Here is a 26546-nt window from a genome sequence, read left to right on the forward strand (position 1 = left end):
TTTCCCCTCAGATGATCCGCGCCCGCGCATTCAGCGCGTCCACATCCATTCCTGCCACCGATTTATAGGCCTTCGCCAAGCCGTCCAATTCCTCATGCGACATTACATCTTCGATTTGCGCAAACCCGTCGGGCGCACGCGCGTCTACTATATCAAGGATTTTATCCGGCCCGTCACCGCGATTGGCCAGCACCAAAGCGTTCACGTTTTCGCGGCGGATGTCCTCATAACGGTGCAACGCGGCTTCGACAGTGCCGCAATCGCGCATCGCGGCGGCCATATGGCGCGCGTCCAGAATGCATTGCGACGCCCCGTTCGAGCCAATCGGATACATCGCATGGGCCGCGTCGCCCAGCAGCGTCATCCGCCCGTGGGTCCAGCACGCAAGCGGGTCGCGGTCCACCATCGGATATTCCCATACGCCGTCCGCCTGCGCGATCACCGCAGGAATATCGAGCCAGTCAAACGCCCAGTCTTTGAAGTGGTCGGCAAACTCGGTCCGCGCGCCTTCACGCGACCAGTCTTGTGCGCGCCAGTCATAATCCGGCGGCATGGTCAGGTCGGCGATCCAGTTGATTTTCACGCCAGTTTCGGTGCGCCCAATCGGGTAGCACACGAATTTCTGGTCCTTGTTGCCCGTCATCGCCACCGAGCAATCGCTCAGGAATGCCGGCGCATCCGTTGTCCCGCGCCACATCATCGTGCCGCCCCATTGCGCGGCGCCCTCATCCGGGAACAGTTTTGCGCGCAGGGTCGAGTTGATGCCGTCGGCGGCCACCAGAGCCGATCCGCTCACCGATCCCAAGCTGGCGCCACTGCTGCGATCAATCAGGGACACGCTCACGCCGTCGTGCGTCTCGCTCCAGCCGTCAACCGCATGACCAAGGGTGACAGCCTCCGTACCAGCCCGCTCTATCAACGCATCATAGAGCGCCATTTGCAGGCCGCCGCGATGGATCGAGAACTGCGGCCAGGTATAGCCCGCGGCCTGCCCACGCGGCTCGGACCAGATCAACTGGCCATGTTTGGAGAAATACGCGACCTCTTGGGTGCGCAGGCCCACCGCATCCAGCGCGTCCTCCAGCCCCAACTCAAACAACTCTCGTGCCGCATGGGGTTGCAGATTAATGCCAACGCCCAGCGGTTTTATCTCCCGTACAGCCTCGAAAATACGAAACGGTATCCCGACTTGGTGCAACGATAGCCCAAGCGCCAGCCCGCCGATCCCGGCCCCTGCAATTAATACTGTCATGAGTGCCTCCCAAGGCCGCAAAAAGGCCCCACAGCTACGGCGGGGCCTTTGCTTTACCTTGCCAAATTATTCGGAATGCTTGGCTACCAGCGCTTGCGCATCAGCAACCATCGCGGCCCCATCGAGGCCCTTCTCGGTCATCTCGGCAATCCAGGCGGCGGTCAGCTCGTCGCCGATCACCTTCATCTCAGCCACAGCCGCATCATCAAGCGTGACAATCTTATTGTCAGTCCCTTCGGTGACTTTCAGGCCGGTTTTATCGCCCGTATCCATCGCAAGCCCCGCCGCAGCCGAGGTCGCAAGGCCGGAGTTGGCATCAATCACAGCCTTCAAATCATCAGGTAGGCTGTCATATTTGGCCTTATTCATACCCCAAATAAAGAAGGTATTATAAAGCGCGCGGTCGCCACCGATCTGGGTGTGACTGTCGGTCAACTCATGAACTTTCAGCGGAGGGACAATTTCCCAAGGGATCACGCCGCCATCGACGACACCTTTAGACAGGGCCTCGGGGAAGGCAGGCACAGGGATGCCCACGGGAATCGCGCCCAAAGCTTCCAGCAGTTTGTTGGCTTGGCGCGACGGGCCGCGCAGCTTGACGCCCGCAAGGTCAGAGGGCTGCATGATCGGCGCGCCCTTTTTGTGGATGACACCGGGGCCGTGAACATGGGTGGCAATCAGGTGAACATCGCCCATGCGTTCCAACAAATACTTCTGGCTATACTCCCAAACGGCCTTGGAGCTGTCTTCGGCGCTCATCGAGGTCATGAACGGCAGCTCAAACACCTCGGATTCAGGGAAGCGACCCGGTGTGTAGCCCGGCAAAGCCCAGCCGCAATCAATCACCCCGTCGCGGATCTGGTCATACAGTGCAGGCGGTTTGCCCCCAAGCTGCATCGCGGGATATAGCTCCACCTTGATGCGCCCGTTGCTGTCGGCCATCACCTTCTCGGCCCAAGGCTCCATGAAATACTTCGGCACAGAGGCTTTGGGCGACAAGAAGTGCTGACAGCGAAGCGTCACCTCCTGCGCAAAACTAGCAGTATTGCTGATGCCGAGAGCCAGCGCTGCAATAGCAGCACTCTTCATTAGGTGTTTCATTTGGTCTCCTCCCAGAGATAGTTTGATCCGGCACGTCGTACCGCGCGCCTTTTTGAAATTCCGACGCTAGGCATTTTAATTGACATTGCCAACTAAAATTTAGAGCACCTCAGGTTTAAACGTATCACAACTTTGTATTGTTGGGTTATTATAGCCTTTCGTGAACCAGCGCTGGCGCTGCTCAGAGGTGCCATGGGTAAAACTATGAGGATTCGGGCGGCGACCTGCGTTACGTTGTAATGTGTCGTCACCGATCTGCTTGGCCGCGTTAATGGCCTCTTTGAGGTCCCCGCTCTCGAGCGAGTTGAACCGGGCCTGCGCGTAGCGCGCCCAGACACCGGACAGGCAATCCGCCTGCAACTCGATACGCACCGAGATTGAATTGCTCTCCATCAGGCTGACCTGTTTGCGAATGGCGTTTGCCTTGCTCAGGATACCCAACTCGTTTTGAACGTGATGGGCTATTTCATGGGCCACAACATAGGCCGCGGCAAAATCCCCGCCTGCCCCCATCTTGCGCGATAAAGTGCTAAAGAATTCCGTGTCCAGATAGGCCTTCTTATCCACCGGGCAATAAAACGGCCCCGAGGCGCCAGAGGCCCCGCCGCAGGGGCTTTGGGTGCCGCCTTTAAACAAAACCAAAGTTGCGGGCTTATAGACTGCGCCGAGTTCCTTCTTGAAAATCTCGCTCCAGACCTCTTCGGTGTCGGCCAGCACCACCGAGACGAATTTGCCTGCGTCTTTGTCGGCTTGGGTGATTTCTCCGCCCGTTGAAACCGCAGAACCTGTACCGCCACCTTGCAACAGCGGCGTCACATCAACGCCGAGGAAATATCCGATGACCAACACCGCAATCAAGCCAACGCCGCCAATTCCGCCAGCCTTCGCGCCACGCCCAGCACCACCTTGCATGCGACGATCTTCAATGTTGCGGCTGCTCCGCCGACCCTTCCAACGCATATGAATGCTCCTCTTGCTGGACTTGAGGCCCCTATTCGAGCCATGCTATGTATAGAAGGCAAATAACCCCCGTTTGGCAACCGACAACCATAGGTCAGGACCATTTGCGGGATGCAGGACATATAGAATGAAACGTCTCTACGATTGGACTTTGTCCATGGCGAACCACCCCTATGCCCTATGGGTATTGGCGCTGATCGCTTTTGCGGAAAGCTCTTTCTTTCCCATTCCCCCCGATATTTTGATGATTCCAATGATCATCGCGCGCCCCAACAAGGCCTTTGTCATTGCGGGTATCGCGATGTTTGCCTCGGTGCTGGGCGGGCTTTTGGGCTATGCCATCGGCGCCTTGGCGTTCGAGACCATCGGCCAGCCCATCTTGGAAGCCTTTGGCAAAGCCGACAAGGCAGCGGAATTCAACACTCGTTTCAATGACTTAGGGTTCTGGCCTGTCTTGATCGCGGGCCTCACGCCATTCCCCTATAAGGTGATCACGATCATGTCAGGCTGGACGGGGATGCCTTTGGGAACATTCCTTGTTACATCCATCATCGCACGCGGTGGCCGGTTCTTTATCGTTGCTGCTTTGCTGTGGAAATTTGGCGACCCGATCCGCGACTTTATCGAGCGGCGTTTGGGGATGGTCATGACCCTGTTCTTAGTCGCCTTGTTGGGCAGCTTTATATTGGTGAGGTTCTTATGAGCATGTCTCGCACACAAATCGTGGTTACTGCTGCTGGTGGCTCCGCGCTGTTGCTGGCGGGGGCCTTCTTGTTCCAGATGGCAGGATACCCACCGTGCAAAATGTGCCTGTGGCAACGCTGGCCCCATGCTGTCGCCTTTGTAATCGGTGCTGTATTTTTGATTGTTCCAAACCGCATTCTGGCATGGCTCGGCGCGCTTGCTGCCGCCACAACCGGCCTGATCGGTATCTACCATGCGGGCGTCGAGCAAAAATGGTGGGAAGGCCCCAATGATTGCACCGGGGACGGTGCGGGGATCGCCAACCTGTCAGGCGCGGATTTGCTGTCTACAGATGTGGGCGAGGTGATCATCATGTGTGATGATATTGCATGGCAATTGGCAGGTATTTCCATGGCCGGATGGAACGCCATCATATCGCTGTTTTTGGCTGGTCTGTGGGTGGTCGCGGCGCGACGCCAAGGCTAGCTATTCACGCCCCATTGCACACCAAACCTAGGATGGGCTATAGTCTGAACAGCTAGATATAGACCTTGCGCTTCGCGCCAAAAACAAGATCGGATCCAACGTGAACGACACGCCGGAAACCCCTGATAACGAAGAAGAAAACACTCCACAGCGCATGCACCACGACGGGCCGCAGATCAACATCGCGGACGAGATGAAAACCTCGTTCCTTGAATATGCGATGAGCGTGATCATCTCGCGCGCGATTCCAGACCTTCGTGACGGGCTAAAACCGGTCCACAGACGCATCCTTTATGCGATGTACGAGACCGGAAATACGCACGATAAATCCTACAAGAAATCCGCCCGCCCGGTGGGCGATGTCATGGGTAAATACCACCCCCACGGCGACAGCGCGATCTATGATGCGCTGGTGCGTATGGCGCAAGATTTCTCCATGTCGCTGCCACTGCTGGATGGGCAGGGCAACTTTGGCTCGATGGACGGCGATAACCCCGCCGCGATGCGCTACACCGAGGTGCGCATGGACAAGCCCGCCTCCGCGCTGCTGGCTGACATCGAAAAAGATACCGTCGACTTCCAAGACAACTACGACGGCAAGGACCGTGAGCCTTCGGTTTTGCCTGCCCGCTTCCCCAATATGTTGGTTAACGGCGCTGGCGGCATCGCGGTCGGCATGGCGACCAATATTCCGCCCCATAACTTGGGCGAAGTGATCGACGCCACCCTAGCGCTAATCGAGAGCCCGGACCTCGACGCCCATCAGTTGATGGACTACGTTCCTGCCCCTGACTTCCCGACTGGCGGGATCATTCTGGGGCGCTCCGGCGCGATCAAGGCTTATACCGAGGGTCGCGGCTCGGTCATTGTGCGCTCCAAAACCCACGTTGAAGAAATTCGCAAAGACCGCTTCGCCATTATTATCACCGAGATCCCGTATCAGGTGAACAAAGCCACGATGATCGAGCGGATTGCAGAAACCGCCCGCGACAAACGCATTGAGGGCATCAGCCATGTCCAAGACGAATCGGATCGTGTTGGCGTGCGCGTTGTGGTCGAGCTGAAACGCGATGCCACCGCCGAAGTGGTGCTAAACCAACTGTTCCGCTTCACCCCGATGCAGACCTCGTTTGCGTGCAACATGTTGGCGCTGAACGGCGGCAAGCCCGAGCAGCTGACCCTGCGCACCTTCCTGACCAACTTCGTGGCCTTCCGCGAAGAGGTCGTGGCGCGCCGCACCGCGTTCGAGCTGCGCAAAGCCCGCGAGCGCAGCCATATCTTATGTGGCTTGGCCGTCGCCGTGACCAATATTGATGAAATCGTCGCGACGATTCGCTCCTCCGCTGACGCGGCCGAAGCCCGCTCGCGCCTGATGTCGCGCGCATGGCCCGCGGCAGATATTGCGCCTTATATTCGCCTGATTGACGATCCGACCCATACCGTTAACGAGGATGGCACCTATCACCTGTCCGAGACCCAAGCCCGCGCCATTTTGGAGTTGCGCCTGCAACGACTGACCCAAATTGGCGTAAAAGAAGTCACCGACGAGTTGGAGATTTTAGCTGGCAAAATCACCGAATACCTTTCAATTTTGCGTTCACGCGAGCGGATCATGGAGATTATCTCCAATGAATTGAAGGATGTACGAGAACAATTCGCCGTCCCTCGTCGCACCGAGATCGTGGAATGGTCCGGTGATATGGAAGACGAAGACCTGATCGAGAAAGAGGACGTTGTCGTTACGATCACCCAATCGGGTTGGATCAAACGCACGCCTCTGGCCGAGTTCCGCGCGCAGCGTCGTGGCGGCAAAGGCCTGTCGGGCATGTCCACCAAAGAAGACGATGTGATCACACAACTATTTGTGGCCAACACTCATACGCAACTGCTGTTTTTCACGACTGACGGCATGGCCTATAAGCTTAAAACTTGGCGCCTGCCCCAAGGTGGCCGGACCGCCAAGGGCAAGGCCATCGTCAATATTTTGCCCATTCCAACCGGGGTTTCCATCGCGGCGATCCTACCTGTGGACCGTGACGAGGACGATTGGGGCGATTTGCAAATCATCTTCGCCACCACGGCAGGCGACGTGCGCCGCAACGCCTTGTCGGACTTCACCAACGTCATGCGTAACGGCAAGATCGCGATGAAACTGCCCGAAGGCGTCGAGATGGTTAACGCACGCATCTGCGATGAGAATGACGACGTTATGCTGATCACCAATGCAGGGCGCGCTATCCGGTTCCCGACCACCGATGTGCGGGTGTTCTCGTCGCGGGCCTCGACAGGCGTGCGTGGTATTCGTCTCAAAGACGGCCAGCACGTGGTCTCGATGTCGATCATCCGCCACTTCGAGGCCGACCCGTCAGAGCGCGCAGCATATCTAAAAATGCGTCGTGCAAACATGGGCTTAGGCGACGATGTTGATGCAGATGACGAAGAAGCCGTCGCTGGAGATATCAGCCAGGACCGCTATGACGAGATGGCCGCATTCGAGGATTTGATCCTGACCCTGACCACGGGCGGCGCGGGCAAAACCAGCTCCAGCCATGACTATCCGGTGCGCGGACGCGGCGGCATGGGCGTCACGGCCATGGACAAAGCGATGCGCGGCGGCGAGATTATCGCCTCCTTCCCCGTCGCGATTGAGGACCAGATCATGTTGGCCACGTCCAAGGGTCAAGCTATTCGCTGCCCCGTCGAGGGCATCTCTTTCCGGTCACGCTCTGCCGGTGGTGTCAAAGTCTTTGATACTGGCAAGGGCGAGGAAGTCGTCTCGGTTGCCTATATCCCTGACCAAGGCGGCGATGACGACGCGGATGAGGTCGTTTCGGATGAAAATCCCGGCGAAACCTCCTAAACTCTCGTCCAAGTGCTTTTCAGGTGGCCGTCCTTCACAGGGCGGCCATTTTGCTTTTGTGCTTGGGCGCGCCCTGCGCTAAGTGGCTGGCATGACAGATCACATCCTAAATATCATCGGCGGCGGAATGGCCGGTTCTGAAGCAGCATGGCAAGCCGCCAATATGGGCGTCAAAGTGGTAATCCACGAGATGCGCCCAAAGGTGGAAACCTTTGCGCATCGCACGGGCGATCTGGCAGAAATGGTGTGCTCCAACTCTTTCCGCTCGGATGATAGCGAGCAAAATGCCGTTGGCCTGCTGCATTGGGAAATGCGCGCCGCTGGTGGGATCATCATGGAAATGGCCGATAAACACGCCCTGCCCGCTGGCAGCGCCTTGGCCGTGGACCGCGACCCGTTCGCGCAATCCGTCACTGCCGCGCTGACCGCACACCCCAATATTTCGGTGTCATACGAGCCGATCGAGAGCTTGCCCACGGCGGGAAACTGGATCATCGCCACTGGGCCGCTGACCTCGCCCGACCTTGCCGCCGCCATCGCGGCCGAGGCGGGGCAAGACGCGCTGGCGTTCTTTGATGCCATCGCGCCGATCATCTATTTTGACAGCATCGACATGGACAAAGCATGGTTCCAGTCGCGCTATGACAAGGGCGAGACACTGGAAGACCAGACCGCCTACCTCAATTGCCCGATGGACAAAGACACCTACGAGGCCTTCATCGACGCGCTACTTGCCTCGGATAAAACCGAGTTCAAAGAGGGCGAAACTGCGGGCTATTTCGACGGCTGCCTGCCGATTGAAGTGATGGCGGAACGTGGCCGCGAGACCTTGCGGTTTGGCCCGATGAAGCCCGTCGGCCTGACCAATCCGCATCAACCCCAGATCAAAGCCTATGGCATTGTGCAGCTGCGTCGCGACAACGCGCTTGGCACGTTGTTCAACATCGTGGGCTTTCAGACCAAGATGAAATACGGCGCGCAGAAGGACGTTTTGCGGATGATCCCCGGTCTGGAAAACGCTGAATTTGCGCGGCTTGGTGGCATCCACCGCAACACATTTATCAACTCACCGACGCTGCTCGATGATCAGATGCGTTTGAAATCCATGCCACATTTGCGCTTTGCCGGACAGATCACTGGCGTGGAAGGCTATGTGGAATCTGCGGCTATGGGGCTGCTTGCTGGCCGCTTTGCCGCCGCCGAGATGTTGGGTGCGCCAATCACTGCCCCACCGCCACCCGATTGTGCAATGGGCGCGCTGGTCACGCATATTACGGGCGGGGCCGAGGCGAAAACCTTCCAGCCGATGAATATCAACTTCGGCCTGTTCCCTCCGGTCGTCGACGCTAAAACCGGACGCAAGAACCGGAAAACCCGCTATAAAATGTACACCGATCGCGCCAAGGCGTCTTGGTCGCACTGGCTTGAAGGCACGCGGGTAGACTAGCGCGCGCAAATTTGTCAGGCTGGTCTCATGACAGATAAATTTTTAAACAAAGTCTATGAGACCACAGGCGAGGATGCCACGCGCGACCTTTATGACGCATGGGCCGGCAGCTATGACACCGAAGTGGGCGAGCACGGGTATCAGACCCCCGCCCGACTGGCTAAGGCCATGGCGCCATATTGCCCCGACCTCAGCCGCCCCATGCTTGACTACGGCTGCGGCACCGGCCTGTCCGGCTCGGCGCTCACCGCCGCAGGATTCACCATGATTGATGGCGCGGACCCGTCTTGCGGCATGTTGTCAGAGGCCGAAAAAACCGGATATTTTCGCAAATTAATCGAGCTGGATTTAGCCGAACCCCTACCGTTCGAAACGGGCCAGTACCATGCCATTTCCGCCATTGGCGTCATCTCGACCGGTGCCGGTCCCGCCTCTTTGATGGATGTGTTGATGGGCCTGCTCCCCTCGGGAGGGTTGCTTGGGTTTTCACTCAATGACCATGCGCTTGAGGATGAAGACTATCTGCGCGGGGTTGCACGGCTGCAAGATGCAGGGCATTTGGCACGCGTCAAAAATTATGGTGATCACCTCCCTGGGATGGGGATTAAGTCCATGATATATGTGTTTGAAAAGAAATAATGTTTCGCACTAGATTTGCCCCGTCTCCAACCGGACCGCTTCATCTTGGCCATGCCTTTTCCGCGCTACTGGCCCAACACTTAGCCCGTGCTAACGGGGGTGAATTCCTTCTGCGTATTGAAGACATAGATCAATCGCGTGCGCGCCCCGAATGGGAGGCGCAAATTTATGAGGATCTAACTTGGTTGGGCCTAGACTGGCAAAAACCGATGATGCGGCAATCAGAGCAAATGGGGCGCTATACTTCGGCGCTTGAGCAGCTTTGGCACCAAGCGCTGCTATACCCCTGCACCTGTAGTCGGCGCGACATACAAGCAGCCATATCAGCCCCCCAAGAAGGCGTGCCGATGCATGGTCCCGATGGGCTCATCTACCCTCGGGCCTGTGCCGGTAAGACCCCCCGACCTTCTGCGAAAACGCCGCGACCCACGAACCATCCGCTGCGCCTGGATATGGTGGCCGCGACCGCGGATCATGAGCTGTTCACATTTCGCGAAACCGGCGCAGGGCCTGATGGGCAATCCGGCGTTATCCACTTCAGCCCCGAAGACCTCATCGAGACGGTTGGCGACATTGTTTTGGCGCGACGCGATCTCGGCACATCCTATCACCTGTCAGTGGTGCTTGATGACGCGGCCCAAGGCATAACCCATGTGGTGCGCGGGCAAGACCTGTTCGAGGCCACCAAAATCCATGTGGTTTTGCAATCTCTGCTCGGCCTGCCCACGCCAATTTACCACCATCACCGACTTATCCGCGATGATAACGCCCAACGGCTAGCCAAACGAGACGACGCCCGGGCGATTTCCAAATACCGTCAAGACGGGCTGACACCGCAAGACATCAAAGGGATGGTTGGGCTTTAGCTTTCTGGCTTCAACAGCTCAACTTCTGCGCCAGTTTCAACCGATGTATAAAAACATGTCCGCCGATTGGTGTGGCAAGCCGGACCCGTCTGACGCACGATAGCCAGCAAGCAATCCCGGTCACAATCGACCCGCAGGTCAACTAACTCTTGCGTGTTTCCGCTGCTTTCACCCTTAATCCATAAAGATTTTCTAGAACGAGACCAATAGGTTACGCGGCGACTCTCAAGTGTTCTCGACACTGCCTCGGCATTCATCCACGCAAGCATCAAGACCTCACCACTCTGGTGATCTTGGGCAATCACAGGCAGCAAGCCCTGCTCGTTGAACGTCAACGTCTCTGGATCAAAGCGGGTCATTCGATTTCTCTTTTGCAAACTCGACACAACTGCTTATCTATGGTTCTGACCATGATGAAAAGACCCGATGGGACCGCCGAGATGTCTGAGAACTCCGATCTAATCAAGCTCTACTCTGGCCAGATATTGGCCTTGGCCGCTGATATTCCCTTTACCGACAGGCTCGAGGTGCCACATGCCACGATCAAACGGCGCTCGCCGTTATGCGGCTCGACTGTGACGGTAGATGTGGAGGTTGCGGATGGGCGCATCACGGCATTTGGCCAAGATGTGAAGGCCTGCGCATTGGGTCAAGCCGCCGCCAGCGTGGTCGCTGGAGCCATTATCGGGCGCACAGAGGCCGAGGTCTTGGCGGCACAGGCGCAACTAAAAGCAATGTTAAAATCCGACGGCCCTATCCCGGATGCACCTTTTCACGGGCTGGAAGTCCTTGTTCCTGCAAAAGAATTTAAGAACCGGCACGCATCCATCATGTTGGCGCTCGACGCGACTGCGGAAGCGCTGGAGCATGCCCGCAACGTAAATTGCGCATAAAAAAACCGCCGCGCCCATTTGGGACGCGGCGGCAAGTCAGCTAGTCTAATCAGGACAGATACGCATACCGGGAAAGAGGCAGCCGGTGTTGTTTGGGGAACATTGCGCATCCTCGAATGGTCACGGGACAGAGAACCATTCGAGCCTAGGAAACAGACAGCAGGCAGTTAACTCTTAGAAAAGCGACGGCATGTAGAGCCCAAAAGTCATCATCACACCAATGGCCGTAATGCCAGCGGCATCCTGCGCTAGGGATTTTGGGGATCGGGCTAAGATTATCTTTAGATCGTTGATCATGTGAAAGGCTCCCTCAAGTCGTTTTCTTGTTGCATCTTTGTTCTCATTTTAAAGCGCGCATGTAAAGAACTTTTTAAGAACATTTGTGAACAAATGCACTCACCTCGGGATGAAAACCACCTAACCTACTGATATTAAACGAATCGCCTTATCTTGTTCCATCAGCCAAAGGAGAACACGCGCAGCCTGCCCACGCTTAGAATTTAGGGTTGGATCCTCCGCCAGTAGTTTTCGCGCATCACTTTGAGCCACAGCCATCAATGCCGTTTGGCTTTCCATGTCAGCAATACGGAACTTAGGCAGCCCACTTTGCGCAGTGCCGATCAAATCTCCTGCCCCGCGCATTGCCAAATCCTCTTCGGAAATGCGGAATCCATCTTCGGTCTCGCGCATGATCTTAAGGCGGCGTTTCGCGGTTTCTGAAAGGGGATCTTGGAATAATAACAGACAGGTCGAGGCCGCATCCCCGCGTCCAACCCGCCCCCGTAGCTGATGAAGCTGCGCCAAGCCAAACGTCTCGGCGCGCTCAATCACCATAATTGTGGCGTTGGGGACATCCACCCCAACCTCAATAACCGTTGTCGCAACCAAGACCGAGGTGCCCCCGGCCACGAACCGGGCCATCGCAGCATCTTTCTCTGCCGGAGGCATTTGGCCGTGGACCAACCCGACGACGCCTTCGCCTAACGCCGCACGAAGTCGTTTGAACCGATCCTCAGCAGCGGTTTTGTCACTTAGCTCGCTTTCCTCGACCAAGGGACAGACCCAATAGACTTGACGCCCCTGCTCAATCGTTCCGCGTAATTTCTCCACCACCTCGTCAATGCGGGCCGTTGAAACGGTCGCAGTGGCAATTGGTTTTCGGCCAGGTGGTTTTTCGTCCAAAACCGAGATATCCATGTCCCCATATTGGGCCAAAGCCAGCGAGCGTGGGATCGGTGTCGCGGTCATCACCAAGACGTCAACCGCCCGCCCCTTTGCCCCCAACTCCGAGCGTTGATTAACGCCGAACCGATGCTGCTCATCCACCACAGCCAATCTTAAATCATTGAATTCAATATCCTTTTGGAAAACTGCATGTGTCCCAACCAAGACATGAATTTCACCAGCAGCCAGTGCCTTCACTTTGGCGGACCGCTCTGTTCCTTTGTCACGCCCTGTTAGCAGCTCCAAAACGACCCCAGCATCCTTGGCCAATGGAACCAAACTTTGATGGTGTTGACGTGCCAAAATTTCCGTTGGGGCCATCATGACACCCTGCCCACCGGCCTCGACCGCCGCCAGTAAAGCCATGAAAGCAACCAGTGTTTTCCCCGCTCCGACATCGCCTTGAAGCAACCTGTTCATCTTAACCGGAGCGGCCATGTCGGCTGCAATTTCAGCTATGGCACGCGATTGCGCACCTGTCGGATCATACGGCAAAGCGGCAAGTACGCGCGTTTGAAGGTGACCAGTTGCCTTGCTTGAAACACCCGGTTTGGAGCGCACTGTCGCACGCGCCAGCCCAAGGGTCAGTTGATGCGCAAAAAATTCATCATAGGCCAAGCGCTCTCGGCTTGGGTTTTGAGGAGAAATCTCCGACAGTTTTGTAGGCGTATGGGCGGACCGAATTGCATCACTCCAATCGGGCCAGCCGGCTTTGTCTTTTTGATTATGATCGATCCATTCCGCCGTTTCCGGAATGCGGCTCAAAGCTGATTGCGACGCTTTCTGCATCACCCGCTGCGTAATCCCTTGGGTTAACGGGTAAACCGGCTCAAACTCGGGTATTTCATCGCGCTTGGTGGGGGGCAGCATGTAATCGGGGTGCACCATTTGCGCCAGCCCATCAAACATTTCAACCTTGCCAGAAACCACCCGCCGCTGCCCTGTTGGCATCTGCTTTTGCAAATAATCGCCATGGGCATGGAAAAACACCAACCGAAACTCCAGCTTCTCGTCCCGAACATGGATATGGTACGGGCGTCCACGGCTACGCGGCGGAACATGTATTCCAATCTCGACCTCGACCGTCACCACGTCCGGCAACACGGCATCTTGCACGGAAGCTCGGACCGTGCGGTCTATTCCCGACTGAGGCAACGTGAACAGAAGGTCGCGAATCTTTTCGATCCCCATTTGCTCAAAATGCTTGGCCGTTTTAGGGCCAACACCATCCAGCTCGGTTACCGCACTGAAAAGTGGAAATAAAATTTCTGGGCGGCCAGCCATAGCGCTCAAGCGTCCCCGATGAGGGCGATCCAATCGTCCTCATCAATAACTTTTATGCCCAAATCAGTGGCCTTAGATGCCTTCGATCCCGCGCCGGGACCTGCAATTAGCAGGTCGGTTTTCACCGAAACACTACCGGATACTTTGGCCCCCAAAGCTTCGGCACGCGCTTTGGCCTCCGCACGGGTCATTTTTTCCAGCTTCCCAGTGAACACCACAACCTGCCCCTCCACCGGGCTGCCATTGCTATCTGCTTTAGCCATCGGTTGTATCTGCAATTCTGCAACGAGCCGCGATATCGAGGCAAACTCGGCCTCTTGAGAAAATGCATGGCTCACGGATGCCGCCATGGTTGCACCGACCCCGTCAATTGACAACAATTCTTCCCAGGCCGTACCTTCTTGCGGTTCGGCATGGCGCATGGCCTGCTCGAAACTGCTCCACTCCCCGTAATGGTGTGCCAGTAAATTCGAGGCACCTTCACCCACATGGCGTATTCCAAGGGCAAAAATAACCCGGTTGAGTGCTATGTTTCGCCGCTCATCAATCGCATCAAACAGTTTAGCAACCGAGGTATCGCCCCAGCCATCGCGGTTTTTAAGCTTGCTCAAAAGTGCAGCGTCCCGCGCCCGAAGGGTGAAGATATCCGCAGGCTCGCGCACCGGGAGTTGTTCATCATGGTAGAAAAATTCAACCTGTTTCGCCCCCAATCCTTCAACATCAAACGCGCCACGGCCGACAAAATGCTTTAGCTTTTCGACGGCTTGCGCCGGGCAAATAAGCCCCCCAACACATCGGCGAACGGCATCGCCTTCCTCACGAATTGCCATCGAGCCGCATTCGGGGCAAGTGCTGGGAAATTCGAATGGTTTTGCGTCTTTTACCCGCTTTGTTAAATCGACATCTGCAACTTTCGGGATCACATCACCAGCACGGTAAACTTGAACAAGATCGCCCTCTCTGATGTCTTTGCCGTCCCGAATGACCTGCCCCTTGCTGTCAAAGCCAAGAATATAATCTTCATTGTGAAGCGTCGCATTCGAGACCACGACCCCACCAACAGTCACCGGCGCCAAGCGCGCCACCGGGGATAATGCCCCCGTGCGACCCACCTGAATTTCAATGGCCTCCAACCTGGTCCACGCTAATTCTGCGGCAAATTTATGGGCGATGGCCCACCTTGGTGTCGTTGAGCGAAACCCAAGCCTGCGCTGCAAAGCCAGATCGTTCACTTTGTAAACGACGCCGTCGATATCATAACCCAAACTGGGTCGCGCCGAACCTATATCCGCGTAATGTGCGATCAAGGCGTCTGGCCCATCGCATAACTTGGTGAGCGGGTTGGTTTGAAAGCCTAAAGAAGAGAGCTGCTCGATTGCCGCCATTTGGGTTTTGGCCAGCGGGGCGGACAAGGCCCCCCATGCGTAGGCAAAAAATGCCAATGGACGTGATTTTGTGATCGTTGCATCGAGTTGGCGCAGGGAGCCGGCGGCGGCATTACGCGGATTGGCGAATTTTTTTGCGCCCGCACGCTCTTGCACCGCATTCAAATCTGAAAAATCTGCATGGCTCATATAAACTTCGCCACGCACTTCTAAGACATCCGGTGCGTCTTTCAGCCGTTTCGGGATGTTTGAGACCATTCGCGCGTTTGCCGTCACATTTTCCCCAACCGTTCCGTCACCACGAGTCGCGGCGTAAACCAACACCCCTTGCTCATACCGTAACGACAGTGAAAGCCCGTCAATTTTGGGCTCCGCAATATATGAGAGCGCTTCGGTCGAATCCAGCCCAAGATATTTGCGAACGCGCGTGTCAAACTCGACAACATCAGATGGGTCAAACGCATTTCCCAATGATAGCATTCGAACTTCATGCTGGATTTTGCTGAACCCATCGGCCAAAGGCCCGCCCACTTGTTCACTGGGGCTGTCACTGCGCTTTAAATCGGGGAAAATCTCCTCGATCTCGCTGTTTCGACGCTTAAGTGCATCATATTCAGCGTCGCTGATTTCGGGATCATCCTTGCCGTAATACTTTGAATTGGCCGCATGCAGGACAGATGCAAGGCGCGTCAACTCCAGTGACGCTTGATCACGCGTCAGCTGAGTGGGCATCATCAAAATTTCAGTGCCAGTCGATTTCACCATTCGCCCCCTCGCCCAACCTTTCCTTTAGATATGGCGAGAAAGCAGGCCCGTCCAGACATTGACGCTAGATTGGGCGGCGAAAAAAAGCGGCGCACAACAAAGTTGCACACCGCCAATAGCGTGTTTGGATTGTTTTCAGGCGTTCGCGGCGAGGCGTTTTTCTTGCCCAGTGTTTGATGCGGGTTGGGCATCGCGCAAAACATAGCCGCGCCCCCAGACCGTCTCGATATTGTTTTCGCCACCAGTCGCCGTTGCCAGCTTCTTGCGCAGCTTACAAATAAACACATCAATGATCTTCAGCTCGGGCTCATCCATACCGCCATACAGGTGGTTCAGGAACATCTCCTTCGTCAGAGTTGTTCCTTTGCGCAGGCTGAGCAATTCTAGCATCTGATATTCTTTACCTGTCAGGTGCACGGGCGTTCCATCAACATCAACAGTTTTTGCATCCAGATTGACAGCAATGGACCCGGTTTGAATGATCGACTGCGAATGACCTTTAGAGCGCCGGATGATTGCATGAATGCGGGCAACAAGTTCTTCGCGATGAAACGGCTTGGTCAAATAGTCGTCCGCCCCGAAACCAAACCCTTTAAGCTTGCTTTCAGTGTCATCTGCGCCCGATAAAATCAGGATAGGGGTATCAATCCGCGCTTGCCGCAATTGTCGCAAGACCTCATGCCCAGTCATATCAGGCAGATTCAGGTCTAATAAAATAAGATCGTAGTCATATAATTTGGCTAGATCGATACCTTCTTCGCCTAAATCCGTAGAATAGACGTTTAGGTTTGCATGGGTCAGCATCATCGAGATGGACTTTGCTGTAGTTGGGTCGTCTTCGACGAGTAAAACTCGCATTATGTAGTCTCCGATTAGCTTCCCCTCAGATATGTTAACACTAATGCGTAAAAGGTTAATTCGAAGTTACCATCATTTACTATGTTCAGAATCCGCCCCAGATTGCCGATAATTTTGCAAAGAAGTTGCCCTAAGTGCTTGAATTCCATGGACAGATACGGCTGATCTCCATGCGTCCAACTCCTCGGTAGACAAGCTATAGAGCGAACAAGCCTCCTCTGAAGTTATTAATTCAGCCTCGACCGCACGTACAACCAGTGCTTTTCGACTCGCCACCCAGCGGCGTGTAGTGGGGTCTGGCAAGTCTGCGCGACTCATGGTGGAGCCGTCCGGCAAGGTGACCATACGTGGGCCAGTTTCTCGTTTCAGATACATTATTAATCGTCCCGAATGTTTCACAACCTCTTCCGTTTAGCGCCCGATGCCTTAAGGGGAGGTGAAGCGTGGCCTTGTTACTCGCTAAGATTTTCCTATATTTCTGCCTATCCCCCAACGGAGGCCAAAATGGCATTGGACTGGACCCCTGGACGCCTAAATTCGCTCGGCTTTGCCAAGCCCCCTTCCCAGACCCGCGTTGTTGTCGCGATGTCGGGGGGCGTGGACAGCTCGGTCGTGGCCGCACAACTGGCCGAGGACGGCTATGATGTGGTCGGCGTCACCTTGCAATTATATGACCATGGCGCCGCCCTATCGAAAAAAGGCGCGTGTTGCGCGGGCCGCGATATTCATGACGCGCGCCGCGTGGCCGAGGAAATGGGGTTCCCGCATTACGTGCTCGACTATGAGAACATCTTCAAGGATGCGGTGATCGACGAGTTTGCCGACAGCTACCTTGGCGGCGCGACGCCTGTGCCCTGTATCCGCTGCAACGAGCGGGTGAAATTCAAAGACCTGCTGGAAACCGCCAAGGATCTGGATGCCGACTGCATGGCAACGGGCCACTACATTCAACGCAAAATGGGCGCACTGGGGCCAGAGCTGCACTCCGCAACCGATGCCAACCGCGACCAAAGCTATTTCTTATTCTCGACGACCGTGGCGCAACTGGATTACCTGCGCTTCCCGCTGGGGCATCTGGCCTCCAAGGCCGAGACCCGGGCACTGGCGGCCAAATACGGGCTGGCGGTGGCCGATAAGCCGGACAGCATGGACATTTGCTTTGTCCCCGATGGGAACTACGCCGCGGTTATTGAAAAGCTGCGCCCCGGGGCCGGCGAGCCCGGAGATATCGTCGACATGGACGGCAAGGTGCTGGCCACCCATAACGGCGTGATCCATTACACCATCGGCCAGCGTCGCGGGCTTGGCATTGGCGGGCTATCCACGCCGCTGTATGTGGTCAGGTTGGACGTCGACAAGAAGCATGTGGTTGTCGGCCCGAAAGAGGCCTTGGCGACCCGTAAAATCCCAGTGCGCGAAATTAACTGGCTGGGCGACACGCCTTTTGACAGCCAAGAGGAATGGCATGTGGGCGTCAGGGTCCGCTCGACGCGCGCACCTGCCTCTGCAATCATTCGCCCGCTGTCCGCGACCGAGGCCGAGGTGGAATTATTGACCCCGGAGGAAGGCGTCTCTCCGGGGCAGGCTTGCGTATTCTATGACGAGGGCTCCAGCCGCATCTTTGGTGGCGGCTGGATTTGGCGCGGGTACTAGCGCGCTAGCCTGCCTGCCTAAACCGCACGACCCCATCGACCTCCATCGGTTCACATTGGGGTAAGTCTTGTCGCGTCGGAATTTTATGTGGGGCTTGCAAGATGCTAAACTCCCGCGCGGCCTGTGCCAGAAGCTTGGCTTCTACAGGCTTCATGTGTTGGCCTTGCTCACCGCGTTGCGCCCGCAAGCAGTGAAAATCCTGTGTCATAATAGAGGTATGCGGGAATTTCACGCCTAAGCCATCTGGGTTGATAAGCATCGGGTTGTACCTGCTGGAAGGCCTTGAGACGAGGCTGAGTGCAAAGGGCGTTGCGGGGGTAGAGGCCTGCTCCAAACCTACAAAACACTTGTGCTTCATTCCCAAACTAAGCCCCCGTTTAAAGGACAAGAAGGTGCTCTTGGAGGTCTTGCCAGCCCGACCACCCGTCCCGACCGGCGCATTGGCCCAGCTCTCGATACTATGCTCGCGCAGCTTTTGGACAAAGTGCGTGCCGAACGCATCCCCCTCCACAACTTGGGTCTGGATCACGGGCACATCACCACGCCCAAGGCCTTGCATGAAGCGGCGAAAAACCCGACCCGGGATCATCGGGCGCGAATATAAGACTTGAGAGCGTCCCGGCAGGTAGTGATTTAACAGCCAGGTCAGATGCTCTTTGCAGTCCTCGGGCATCCGCGCGCTGGTCAATATGACAAGGCGAAATGACGGATCGCTTTGATCACGCAAAGACGGCAAGGTCACGCGCTCCAGCAGGTCAAACTGCCGCAATATTGTCGCTTCATTCAAAATTTTGGACGCTTTGGTCCGACATGGCAAAATACCACTCGGCTTTCCACAATAGGAAAACCGCATCTGGAAAAACACTTCCATACACATCACCTTCTAAATACTACTCGTGGGCTTTAAGCCCATACTTTTTACTTATTTATGGAGGTAAGATGCCGATGATATCGGATGGAATCAATCACTTAACCAAGGGGAAGCCTTGGGTGTTACTGTGCTGCACCATGTAGTGCATCTGCGCGGGTTTCAAAGGCGCGTACAATCCGTTGCATCGCCTCGTTGAAGAACAAGCCTGCTGCGCCCTGCAAAATGCGGTTCTTAAATTCAAAGTCGACGAAAAATTCTACTTCACATTCGCTCTTGCTGAGATGATGAAATTTCCAAGTGCTTTTTAGAAATTTAAAAGGCCCGTCAAGGTATTCCGTGTCGATCTTCATGTCGCTTTCCCACAGCGTCACCTTGCTGCCAAAGCGTTCGCGGAAGACTTTAAAGCTAATCACCAGATCGGCCAGCATCACCACCGCATCACCTTCCGGAACTTGCGAGCGCACGCGCGCCGCAGAACACCACGGCAGGAATTCGGGGTAGCTGGCAACGTCGCCCACCAGCGCATACATCTTTTGCGCACTGTGGGGCAGCTTGCGTTTTTCGCGGTGGCTTGGCATAGGCGTATCTAAGCTCTGCATTAACAAACAGTCGAAGCGGTGTCCCTTAGCAGCGCGCAAAATACAAGAGGGTAACATGTCTCAGCCAGCCTATGTGATCGACGAGATGATCTCCGCCAAGTCCATTGCCGCCCGAATTGAAGAACTGGCTCGCGAAATTCACGACCGCTTTGAAGGCACGAACAAGCTTGTGGTCGTAGGCCTGCTGCGTGGCTCGTTTGTGTTCATCGCCGATTTGGTGCGCGAGCTGGAGCTGCCTGTTGAGGTCGATTTCCTAGAGGCCTCCAGCTATGGCGACGGCATGGAAAGCTCGCGCGAGGTGCGCATTCTCAAGGATTTACGTGGCGAGATCGGCGGGCGTGATGTGCTGGTTGTCGAGGATATCGTCGACACCGGCTTCACCCTGTCTCATGTGCTGAACCTGCTCAAAAGCCGCAACCCGGCCCGGATCGAGACGATTGCCCTGCTGGACAAGCCCATCCGCCGCGAAGTGGACATCAAGGCCACATGGACCGGCTTTGAGATCCCCGATGAGTTTGTCGTGGGCTACGGCATCGACTACGCGCAGCGCAACCGCAACCTGCCCTACATTGGCAAAGTCCGCTTCACATGAATTGGCGCTGGCTTTGGCGCGCCTCGGTTTGGGCGCGCAGGCCACCCTCAGAGCGCCGTGTTAAACTGGTGGTCGGCCTGATCGCCGCCTGCATCGCCATTGCGTTATTCGAGCACTACGTCGGCTGGCCCGACTGGGCCACGATGGAGCGCATGCCCCGCCGCCCCCGGTTCTAATCCCCGGTTCTAACCCCAATCAAAATCCGTAGGTAGCAGGCCGCCGCGGGCACGCTTTTCAGCGCTGCCCCGGTTGATCCGCAATTTGGCGCAACCGTTTCTCAACTTGCTTGCGCTCCCACTCATCGCCCAGTGCATGCGCGCGCCCGAAGACCTGCATTGCATAGAACACTGTGATGATCCCCATGCCAAACGCAGGCCAGATGACCCACATAGTATCGGGGCTGGTCATCATGTTCAGAACAAACAGAAATCCGAGAATCGCCAAAAAACTTGCCAACAGGATATAAAATCCACGCTCGCACCGCACCTGAGTAAGTATCCGGTTTTCCTGTGCTGACAGGTTCGGATCACCGGCTTTGCGCTGATGCTCCCTGCCATCATGGCCAAGCTCACCGTCGCACCAAGTGTCATATTCGCGCAGGTATCGCGCATAGCGCAGGGCGGCTTTGTCGTCCTCGCTCAGGCCGGGTATGTCTTCGCTTATGGGGCGCGATACGGGCGGTCTAGCTTCGATCGGTTTTGTGACGTCTGGTTCAATATTTTCGGGCATTTGGTCTTCCTTCCTTAGCTCAGGAATGGTTGTTTCAAATACCGCTGCGAAACATTTAAGGGTTTCCAAACTGGCACGCCCGCCCCGTTCAATCCGCTGAATAGTGCGCACCGAGACCCCAGACGTTTCCGCCAGTTGTTCCTGCGACCAGCCTCGGTCTTCACGTAAGCGACGTATGATCATAACTTCCTCAAATGCCTCTCAAAACGGTGCCATAAACATTGACCACGAGGGCTATTTTGCCCACGTCATCGCCCCGACACAAGCCTGACAGCACCCCGCCAATGGCCGTCTAATGGTAAAATCTAGCGCCCATTGAACGCAGCAACAGCGCCGCATCGGGGCGGATATTCACTTGGTTACAAAGCGTCACAGGGTTTGAGGCTACCCCTGCCCTAGCTTTGCCATCCGTGCTTCGCGCAGCTTGGCGAAATCGTCACCAGCGTGGTAGCTAGAGCGGGTCAGAGGCGTGGCCGAGACCATCAAGAACCCCTTGCCGAACGCCGCTTTCTCGTAGGCTTTGAATTCCTCGGGCGTCACGAAACGGTCCACGATGTGGTGTTTGGGCGTGGGTTGCAAATATTGCCCGATTGTCAGGAAGTCGATGTCGGCGGCGCGCATGTCTTCCATCACCTGCATCACCGATTGGCGGTCCTCGCCGAGCCCCACCATGATGCCGGACTTGGTAAACATGCTCGGGTCCAGCTCTTTCACCCGCTGTAACAGGCGCAAGGAGTGGAAGTACCGCGCGCCGGGGCGCACTTCGGGATACAGGCCGGGGACGGTTTCCAGATTGTGATTGAACACATCCGGTCGCGCCTTAACAACGATCTCAAGCACCGACGGATCACAGCGAATAAAGTCAGGCGTCAGAATTTCAATGGTCGTGTCGGGGGACTGGCGGCGAATAGCGCGGATGGTTTGGGCGAAATGCTCGGCCCCGCCGTCCTCGATGTCATCGCGGTCGACCGAGGTGATGACAACGTGCTTCAGCCCCAGTTTTTTTACCGCATCCGCCACGCGGCCCGGCTCGAACACATCGAGATCCTCTGGCGGTTTGCCTGTCGCGATGTTGCAGAAGGTGCAGGCGCGGGTACAGACCTCGCCCATGATCATCATCGTGGCGTGGCCTTGGTTCCAGCATTCGCCCACATTGGGGCAACCGGCCTCTTCACACACGGTCGTTAACTTGTGCTCGCGCATGATATTGCGCGTTTCTTTGTAGCCTTCGCCCATGGGGGCCTTAACCCTGATCCACGCGGGTTTCTTGGGCTGAACATTATCCGGACGCTTTTGCTTTTCAGGGTGGCGTTGGCTAGGAATGGATAGATCACGGGGGGCCATTCACGTCGCTCCTTTTGAGTGTTCTGCCTTAAGGCTCAAAACTAGTTTAATGCTAAACTATATCCTGCCACACAACCATGTGACAAAGCAAACATCAGATTTACCTATACTTAGACCTGTTCGGCCCCTGTTGCCAGTCAAGTCGGCCTTTCCGGGCAAATGTCTTTCCGGCACCGTGCCAGCTCGAACGCGCAGGCCTCCCGAATATGCGCCGCCAAGCCTTCGACCCACCCCGCATCGCTAGAGCTTTTGCGCCGCACCAACACCAAGCTCCGCGACGGCTCCGGGGCGGCAAAGCGGAGCAATTCTATCCGTTTACCGCTGGTTTCACTATGCGCCGCAAGTTCCGGCATAAAAGTCAGGCCAAACCCGCCCTCAACCAAGCCGCATAATGTCGCCAGAGACGAGGCCCCCATATCCAACTGCCCGCGCCCCTTTAGGCCGCACACTTCTAATGCCTGATCCGCAAGACAATGCCCCTCATCCAATAACAACAGATGATCGGGGTCGATTTGTTTGGGGCGAAGCCGCTCTACCCCACGACCAAGTGCTGCGATCCGGCCCTCTGTTCCCGCCAGCAAAAACCGATCTTCACAAAGCGGCGTCGCCACCAGCCGCGCATCCTCCACAGGCAGCGCCATAATCGCCGCATCCAACCGCCCGTTCACGACCCCCTCGATCAGCCGCTCGGTCAGGGCCTCGCGCACCCGAATTTCAAGCTGCGGCTCCTCGCGGTGCAGTCGCGCTAAAAGTTGGGTCAAAACATAGGGGGCCACGGTTGGAATCACCCCCAGTCGTAGCTCTCCGCTTAACCCATCCTGCCAACGCACCGCCTGCTCTAGGTCATGGACCTGCGCAAGAATCACGCGGGCGCGGGCTAGCACATCTTCTCCGGCGCGTGTCAGGCGAATGTCGCGGGGTAAACGCTCCACAAGGAGGGTGCCCAAAGACGTCTCTATCTCTTTGATTTGCAGTGATAAAGCAGGTTGTGAGATATTCACGCGTGCCGCCGCCAGCCCAAAAGATCGGGTGTCTGCCAAGGCCACAAAATAGCGCAATTGTCGTAGAGTTATTTTCATTGGTAAAACTTATGGCAGCAAGAAAAAAATGCAACTTTTAATAATTCCAAATTAGGGTGAAGGTGGCTTTAGATTTCATGTAGTTACAGGAGCGTTCCATGTCCCAAACACCACGTTTAACCACTTCCGCAGTGGCGCCCGTTTCCACCAATAACACCTCCAAGCCCGCAGGCCCGCGTGGCCCGGTTATGCTCGATGACGACCAGTTGATCTAAAACTGGCCCACCAAAACCGCGAGCGCATCCCAGAGCGCGCAGTTCACGCCAAAGGTTGGGGCGCACAGGGCGCGTTACCCCCCCATGACATCAGCAAATACACCTGCGCCAAGCTGTTCAAGCCGGGCACTATGACCGAAGTGTTGTCACGCTAGTCCACCGTCGCGGGCGAGCAAGGCGCCGCCGATACCGAGCGCGACGTGCGTGGCTTTTCGTTAAAATTCTACACCGAGGAAGGCAACTGGGATCTTGTGGGTAACAACACGCCGGTGTTTTTTCTACGCGACGCCTATAAATTCCCTGACTTCATCCGCACCCAAAAACGCCATCCAAAAAACAAATCTGCGCTCCCCTGAGCCCATGTTCGATTTCTGGGCCGCACAGCCAGAATGCGTCCACCAAGTCACTATTTTGATGTCGGATCGCGACATCCCCGTGTCCCCCATGCACATGAACGACGGCTCGCACACCTATTCGTTCTGGAACGAGGCGGGCGAGCGCTCTTGGGTCAAATTCCACTTCAAGACCCAGCAAGGCCACAAGCACTACACCAATGACGAAGCCGCCGGGGTCATCGGCAACAGCCGCGAGGCCTACCAAGAGCAGCTGTTCGGTGCGATTGAAGCGGGCAACGCCCCAAAATGGACCATGTACGTGCAGATCATGCCCGAGGTCGAGCAGACCTCCTACAACCCGTTTGCGTTGACCAAAATCTGGCCACATGAGGATTATCCGTTGATCGAAGTGGGGCAGTTGGTGATGGATAAAAACCCGGAAAATTACTTCCAAATGGTTGAAAATGCAGCTTATTCCCCGTCCAACGTAGTTCCGGGCATCGGTTTCTCACCCGACAAAATGTTGCAAGCGCGGGTCTGGTCCTATGCAGATGCCCATCGCTACCGGCTTGGCACCCACTACGAGGCCCTGCCCGCCAACGCGCCCAAGGCCGCCGCACAGATGAACCACTACCATAAAGATGGCTCGATGCGGTTTTTCACTAATGATTTTGGCAATGCAGATGCTTATTATGAGCCGAACCAGCATGGTGGCCCGGTGGCGGACCCGTCTGTACAAGAGCCTCCGATGACGGTTTCCGGCGACATTTCTCGCTACGAGCAGGCCGACACCGATGGCGACTACATTCAGCCTCGCGCGTTATACGAGACCGTGTTTGATCAAGCTGAGCGGGATCGTTTACATGGTAATATGGCCGGGGCAATGGCCCCCTGCTCTGAGGCAGTAAAAGAGCGCTGGTACGCTGTTTTGGGTCGGGTTCACCCGGACTATGAGGCAGGGGTTCGCGCTGCGGTCGCAGCACTGGCTTAGCCCTAAAGAAACAAAGGGCACCCTGCAATCGGGTGCCCTTTTTACTTTATATCACAACGATCTACCCGATCATTGCACTCTCAAGGCCATGCTTCTCTAGATAGTGGCGACGCAGGCGTTGCAATGCGATGCGCAGCACAACTTTGCCAGACCGTGCGGACCAGCCCATGCGTTTTTCTGCGGCCTCCAGCCCCTCAAGGAAGCAGCAGCACCGCATGATAATGTCACCCAAACCCGGACCCAAATCATCCATGGCCGACAAAATGCGCTCGCGGGCGGCTTTTGGGCCATCAGCCACGTCATCATCACCGACAAAGCCGTCCCTGTCGCCTGTTGCCATAAACTGATCCCAGCTTCGGGCAAAGCGCGGGCCCATTTGTGCCAACTCAAAATCCTCGCGGAACCGCTCTCCGGCTTGCACCAAATCCGCATCCAAGAATGGCCTGCCATCCTTGTCCCGTCGACGCGCCAGCATCGCCAAAGGGCTTTCCGCCATGCTCGAGCGGCTTGGAGGCGTGCCGTCGGCACAAAATGCACCGCTTCCGCCCCAATTTGATGGCCCGTCCGAGAATGGGTTCGATCCATCTTTTTCCCCACGCGCACGACGCTTTCGCTCCATGTCATCAGCAAGGTATTGTTTCAGCGCACTGCGCCCCGTCGCCGTGATTGCATAGCTGGCAACCCGCCCGCTGCGCACGCAACTAATCCACTCTTTCAAGGCAAAAGCCTGGGCAACATCGCGCGGCACCACGGCCGTACGGGTCGGCGGCCCATCTTTAAGCGAGCGCAGAACAACAGCCTTATCCATGTCTGAGGCCAGCGCCAAAACCGCTCCTGTTTCGCACAGGCGACGCAACACCCTGCGGGCCTCTCGCGCCAATGCTTCTGCATCTGCGAGTATGGCAGGGCCGGCAAAAGAGACCGAGGAAGACGTTTTCGAATAGGTTTCTATATGGTTACGAGCATGTGCGGTCATACAGTGCGATCCTTCTTGATGATCAGGCTGAAAGCGGGAACAGAATTGTGTGCTCAGGTGCCGAAGTGCCTCGTCGACTAAAGGATCATCACGACGGCTTTCAAAACGGCGAACCTGACGTAATACGGTCGAGGCATGACACCCCTCACTTCTTGCTAAGCGTCTGAGAGACAACCCTTCTTCTGTGTGTATTAAGTATCGACGTACGGCTTGCGGAATCCACTGCGGGAAAGCCAATACAAGCGGCGAAGGTACAGCGGAAAGCATGTGAGACATCCCCTGAAAAATAGATGAAAGGTGGCGAAACCACCCAAGTAACGCATACAACTAGAGGTTGTATTTCTTACGAGATGGTTAACAAAGATGTTAATCTTTAGAATTTGTTTCCAAATAGTAAACAATACTTTTGCCACCGTTCGCAGACCTTTGCCACGACGCAACACCGCCTCCGCATGCAC

25 protein-coding genes and 1 pseudogene are annotated in these 26546 nt (G+C 56.1%); 11 read left to right on the forward strand and 15 right to left on the reverse strand.

The annotated features are described in order from the left end of the window. Positions 1–7 precede the first annotated feature (7 nt). The 3 genes from AC3Y7R_RS04230 to ypfJ form a co-directional block, all read right to left on the reverse strand. Positions 8–1252 carry a flavin-dependent oxidoreductase gene (locus AC3Y7R_RS04230; RefSeq protein WP_490040758.1) on the reverse strand — a complete coding sequence of 415 codons (1245 nt, stop codon included), beginning with the start codon at positions 1250–1252 and terminating at the stop codon, positions 8–10. A gap of 66 nt (positions 1253–1318) precedes the next feature. After that, positions 1319–2353 (reverse strand): TRAP transporter substrate-binding protein, encoded by a 1035-nt coding sequence (locus AC3Y7R_RS04235; protein WP_490040759.1) that lies wholly within the window; start codon positions 2351–2353, stop codon positions 1319–1321. Positions 2354–2452: 99 nt separating this feature from the next. Next, a complete protein-coding gene (gene ypfJ / locus AC3Y7R_RS04240; protein ID WP_490040760.1) occupies positions 2453–3313 on the reverse strand; it encodes a KPN_02809 family neutral zinc metallopeptidase in 861 nt (286 codons plus the stop codon). A gap of 127 nt (positions 3314–3440) precedes the next feature. Between ypfJ and AC3Y7R_RS04245 the strand changes: the two genes are divergently transcribed. From AC3Y7R_RS04245 to gluQRS, 6 genes are all read left to right on the forward strand, one after another. After that, positions 3441–4016, forward strand: coding sequence for a YqaA family protein (locus tag AC3Y7R_RS04245; protein ID WP_490040761.1), 576 nt, complete (start codon positions 3441–3443; stop codon positions 4014–4016). 2 nt (positions 4017–4018) lie between these two features. Further along, positions 4019–4483, forward strand: coding sequence for a disulfide bond formation protein B (locus tag AC3Y7R_RS04250; protein WP_490040762.1), 465 nt, complete (start codon positions 4019–4021; stop codon positions 4481–4483). Between the two features lie 100 nt (positions 4484–4583). Next, positions 4584–7343 carry a DNA gyrase subunit A gene (gyrA, locus tag AC3Y7R_RS04255; protein ID WP_490040763.1) on the forward strand — a complete coding sequence of 920 codons (2760 nt, stop codon included), beginning with the start codon at positions 4584–4586 and terminating at the stop codon, positions 7341–7343. Between the two features lie 91 nt (positions 7344–7434). Next, positions 7435–8790, forward strand: coding sequence for a methylenetetrahydrofolate--tRNA-(uracil(54)-C(5))-methyltransferase (FADH(2)-oxidizing) TrmFO (gene trmFO, locus AC3Y7R_RS04260; protein WP_490040764.1), 1356 nt, complete (start codon positions 7435–7437; stop codon positions 8788–8790). Between the two features lie 27 nt (positions 8791–8817). Further along, positions 8818–9429, forward strand: a complete 612-nt coding sequence (locus AC3Y7R_RS04265; RefSeq protein ID WP_490040765.1) for a class I SAM-dependent DNA methyltransferase — start codon at positions 8818–8820, stop codon at positions 9427–9429. Further along, positions 9429–10295 (forward strand): tRNA glutamyl-Q(34) synthetase GluQRS, encoded by an 867-nt coding sequence (gluQRS, locus tag AC3Y7R_RS04270; RefSeq protein ID WP_490040766.1) that lies wholly within the window; start codon positions 9429–9431, stop codon positions 10293–10295. The genes AC3Y7R_RS04265 and gluQRS overlap by 1 nt, the downstream gene beginning before the upstream one ends. Here gluQRS and hisI read toward each other — a convergent pair. Then, positions 10292–10654, reverse strand: a complete 363-nt coding sequence (gene hisI, locus AC3Y7R_RS04275) for a phosphoribosyl-AMP cyclohydrolase (RefSeq protein WP_490040767.1) — start codon at positions 10652–10654, stop codon at positions 10292–10294. The genes gluQRS and hisI overlap by 4 nt on opposite strands. 81 nt (positions 10655–10735) lie before the next feature. On the opposite strand from hisI, the gene AC3Y7R_RS04280 reads away from it, so the two are divergent. Beyond that, positions 10736–11188, forward strand: coding sequence for an iron-sulfur cluster assembly scaffold protein (locus tag AC3Y7R_RS04280; protein ID WP_490040978.1), 453 nt, complete (start codon positions 10736–10738; stop codon positions 11186–11188). 174 nt (positions 11189–11362) lie between these two features. Here the strand turns inward: AC3Y7R_RS04280 and AC3Y7R_RS04285 are convergent, their stop codons facing one another. The 5 genes from AC3Y7R_RS04285 to sciP form a co-directional block, all read right to left on the reverse strand. Beyond that, entirely contained in the window at positions 11363–11485 is a 123-nt protein-coding gene (locus AC3Y7R_RS04285; protein WP_490040768.1) for a hypothetical protein, read from the reverse strand. 120 nt (positions 11486–11605) lie between these two features. Beyond that, a complete protein-coding gene (gene recG, locus AC3Y7R_RS04290) occupies positions 11606–13696 on the reverse strand; it encodes an ATP-dependent DNA helicase RecG (protein ID WP_490040769.1) in 2091 nt (696 codons plus the stop codon). A 5-nt stretch (positions 13697–13701) separates the two neighbouring features. Further along, entirely contained in the window at positions 13702–15816 is a 2115-nt protein-coding gene (gene ligA / locus AC3Y7R_RS04295) for an NAD-dependent DNA ligase LigA (RefSeq protein WP_490040770.1), read from the reverse strand. Between the two features lie 165 nt (positions 15817–15981). Then, positions 15982–16704 carry a response regulator transcription factor CtrA gene (ctrA, locus tag AC3Y7R_RS04300; RefSeq protein WP_490040771.1) on the reverse strand — a complete coding sequence of 241 codons (723 nt, stop codon included), beginning with the start codon at positions 16702–16704 and terminating at the stop codon, positions 15982–15984. A 72-nt stretch (positions 16705–16776) separates the two neighbouring features. Further along, positions 16777–17079: a CtrA inhibitor SciP gene (gene sciP / locus AC3Y7R_RS04305; protein WP_490040772.1), complete on the reverse strand. Its 303-nt coding sequence runs from the start codon at positions 17077–17079 to the stop codon at positions 16777–16779. 129 nt (positions 17080–17208) lie between these two features. Here sciP and mnmA point away from each other — a divergent pair, with 129 nt between their 5' ends. After that, positions 17209–18357 (forward strand): tRNA 2-thiouridine(34) synthase MnmA, encoded by a 1149-nt coding sequence (gene mnmA / locus AC3Y7R_RS04310; protein ID WP_490040773.1) that lies wholly within the window; start codon positions 17209–17211, stop codon positions 18355–18357. Positions 18358–18361: 4 nt separating this feature from the next. Here mnmA and AC3Y7R_RS04315 read toward each other — a convergent pair whose 3' ends face one another. Together AC3Y7R_RS04315 and AC3Y7R_RS04320 are read right to left on the reverse strand one after the other, a co-directional pair. Beyond that, positions 18362–19228 carry a glycosyltransferase gene (locus AC3Y7R_RS04315; protein ID WP_490040774.1) on the reverse strand — a complete coding sequence of 289 codons (867 nt, stop codon included), beginning with the start codon at positions 19226–19228 and terminating at the stop codon, positions 18362–18364. A 122-nt stretch (positions 19229–19350) separates the two neighbouring features. Continuing rightward, positions 19351–19806 carry a type II toxin-antitoxin system RatA family toxin gene (locus tag AC3Y7R_RS04320; RefSeq protein ID WP_490040979.1) on the reverse strand — a complete coding sequence of 152 codons (456 nt, stop codon included), beginning with the start codon at positions 19804–19806 and terminating at the stop codon, positions 19351–19353. Positions 19807–19882: 76 nt separating this feature from the next. On the opposite strand from AC3Y7R_RS04320, the gene hpt reads away from it, so the two are divergent. Together hpt and AC3Y7R_RS04330 are read left to right on the forward strand one after the other, a co-directional pair. Continuing rightward, positions 19883–20419 carry a hypoxanthine phosphoribosyltransferase gene (hpt, locus tag AC3Y7R_RS04325; RefSeq protein ID WP_490040775.1) on the forward strand — a complete coding sequence of 179 codons (537 nt, stop codon included), beginning with the start codon at positions 19883–19885 and terminating at the stop codon, positions 20417–20419. Then, positions 20416–20595, forward strand: a complete 180-nt coding sequence (locus AC3Y7R_RS04330) for a hypothetical protein (protein ID WP_490040776.1) — start codon at positions 20416–20418, stop codon at positions 20593–20595. Before hpt ends, AC3Y7R_RS04330 begins: the two co-directional genes overlap by 4 nt. A gap of 58 nt (positions 20596–20653) precedes the next feature. On the opposite strand, the gene AC3Y7R_RS04335 is transcribed toward AC3Y7R_RS04330, so the two are convergent. The 3 genes from AC3Y7R_RS04335 to AC3Y7R_RS04345 form a co-directional block, all read right to left on the reverse strand. Then, positions 20654–21331, reverse strand: a complete 678-nt coding sequence (locus AC3Y7R_RS04335) for a 2TM domain-containing protein (RefSeq protein ID WP_490040777.1) — start codon at positions 21329–21331, stop codon at positions 20654–20656. A gap of 201 nt (positions 21332–21532) precedes the next feature. After that, a complete protein-coding gene (gene lipA / locus AC3Y7R_RS04340) occupies positions 21533–22492 on the reverse strand; it encodes a lipoyl synthase (protein WP_490040778.1) in 960 nt (319 codons plus the stop codon). A 137-nt stretch (positions 22493–22629) separates the two neighbouring features. Further along, positions 22630–23571 carry a hydrogen peroxide-inducible genes activator gene (locus tag AC3Y7R_RS04345; protein ID WP_490040779.1) on the reverse strand — a complete coding sequence of 314 codons (942 nt, stop codon included), beginning with the start codon at positions 23569–23571 and terminating at the stop codon, positions 22630–22632. Between the two features lie 98 nt (positions 23572–23669). Between AC3Y7R_RS04345 and AC3Y7R_RS04350 the strand changes: the two are divergent. Beyond that, positions 23670–25112 (forward strand): annotated as a pseudogene (locus tag AC3Y7R_RS04350) (catalase). Positions 25113–25173: 61 nt separating this feature from the next. On the opposite strand, the gene AC3Y7R_RS04355 reads toward AC3Y7R_RS04350, so the two are convergent. Further along, a complete protein-coding gene (locus tag AC3Y7R_RS04355; protein WP_490040780.1) occupies positions 25174–26088 on the reverse strand; it encodes a DUF6456 domain-containing protein in 915 nt (304 codons plus the stop codon). Positions 26089–26546: the final 458 nt, after the last annotated feature.

It is taken from the genome of Litoreibacter sp. (assembly GCF_058136045.1).

Coding starts and splice junctions, on each gene's coding strand:
- AC3Y7R_RS04330 (WP_490040776.1), top strand. CDS start 20,416: ATGAATTGGCGCTGGCTTTGGCGCGCCTCGGTTTGGGCGCGCAGGCCA.
- AC3Y7R_RS04265 (WP_490040765.1), top strand. CDS start 8,818: ATGACAGATAAATTTTTAAACAAAGTCTATGAGACCACAGGCGAGGAT.
- trmFO (WP_490040764.1), top strand. CDS start 7,435: ATGACAGATCACATCCTAAATATCATCGGCGGCGGAATGGCCGGTTCT.
- AC3Y7R_RS04250 (WP_490040762.1), top strand. CDS start 4,019: ATGTCTCGCACACAAATCGTGGTTACTGCTGCTGGTGGCTCCGCGCTG.
- AC3Y7R_RS04315 (WP_490040774.1), bottom strand. CDS start 19,228: ATGGAAGTGTTTTTCCAGATGCGGTTTTCCTATTGTGGAAAGCCGAGT.
- ligA (WP_490040770.1), bottom strand. CDS start 15,816: ATGATGCCCACTCAGCTGACGCGTGATCAAGCGTCACTGGAGTTGACG.
- AC3Y7R_RS04285 (WP_490040768.1), bottom strand. CDS start 11,485: ATGATCAACGATCTAAAGATAATCTTAGCCCGATCCCCAAAATCCCTA.
- ypfJ (WP_490040760.1), bottom strand. CDS start 3,313: ATGCGTTGGAAGGGTCGGCGGAGCAGCCGCAACATTGAAGATCGTCGC.
- AC3Y7R_RS04345 (WP_490040779.1), bottom strand. CDS start 23,571: ATGAAAATAACTCTACGACAATTGCGCTATTTTGTGGCCTTGGCAGAC.
- hisI (WP_490040767.1), bottom strand. CDS start 10,654: ATGACCCGCTTTGATCCAGAGACGTTGACGTTCAACGAGCAGGGCTTG.
- AC3Y7R_RS04280 (WP_490040978.1), top strand. CDS start 10,736: ATGTCTGAGAACTCCGATCTAATCAAGCTCTACTCTGGCCAGATATTG.
- ctrA (WP_490040771.1), bottom strand. CDS start 16,704: ATGCGAGTTTTACTCGTCGAAGACGACCCAACTACAGCAAAGTCCATC.
- AC3Y7R_RS04335 (WP_490040777.1), bottom strand. CDS start 21,331: ATGATCATACGTCGCTTACGTGAAGACCGAGGCTGGTCGCAGGAACAA.
- AC3Y7R_RS04320 (WP_490040979.1), bottom strand. CDS start 19,806: ATGCCAAGCCACCGCGAAAAACGCAAGCTGCCCCACAGTGCGCAAAAG.
- gluQRS (WP_490040766.1), top strand. CDS start 9,429: ATGTTTCGCACTAGATTTGCCCCGTCTCCAACCGGACCGCTTCATCTT.
- AC3Y7R_RS04355 (WP_490040780.1), bottom strand. CDS start 26,088: ATGACCGCACATGCTCGTAACCATATAGAAACCTATTCGAAAACGTCT.
- AC3Y7R_RS04245 (WP_490040761.1), top strand. CDS start 3,441: ATGAAACGTCTCTACGATTGGACTTTGTCCATGGCGAACCACCCCTAT.
- hpt (WP_490040775.1), top strand. CDS start 19,883: ATGTCTCAGCCAGCCTATGTGATCGACGAGATGATCTCCGCCAAGTCC.
- AC3Y7R_RS04230 (WP_490040758.1), bottom strand. CDS start 1,252: ATGACAGTATTAATTGCAGGGGCCGGGATCGGCGGGCTGGCGCTTGGG.
- mnmA (WP_490040773.1), top strand. CDS start 17,209: ATGGCATTGGACTGGACCCCTGGACGCCTAAATTCGCTCGGCTTTGCC.
- sciP (WP_490040772.1), bottom strand. CDS start 17,079: ATGTATCTGAAACGAGAAACTGGCCCACGTATGGTCACCTTGCCGGAC.
- recG (WP_490040769.1), bottom strand. CDS start 13,696: ATGGCTGGCCGCCCAGAAATTTTATTTCCACTTTTCAGTGCGGTAACC.
- AC3Y7R_RS04235 (WP_490040759.1), bottom strand. CDS start 2,353: ATGAAACACCTAATGAAGAGTGCTGCTATTGCAGCGCTGGCTCTCGGC.
- lipA (WP_490040778.1), bottom strand. CDS start 22,492: ATGGCCCCCCGTGATCTATCCATTCCTAGCCAACGCCACCCTGAAAAG.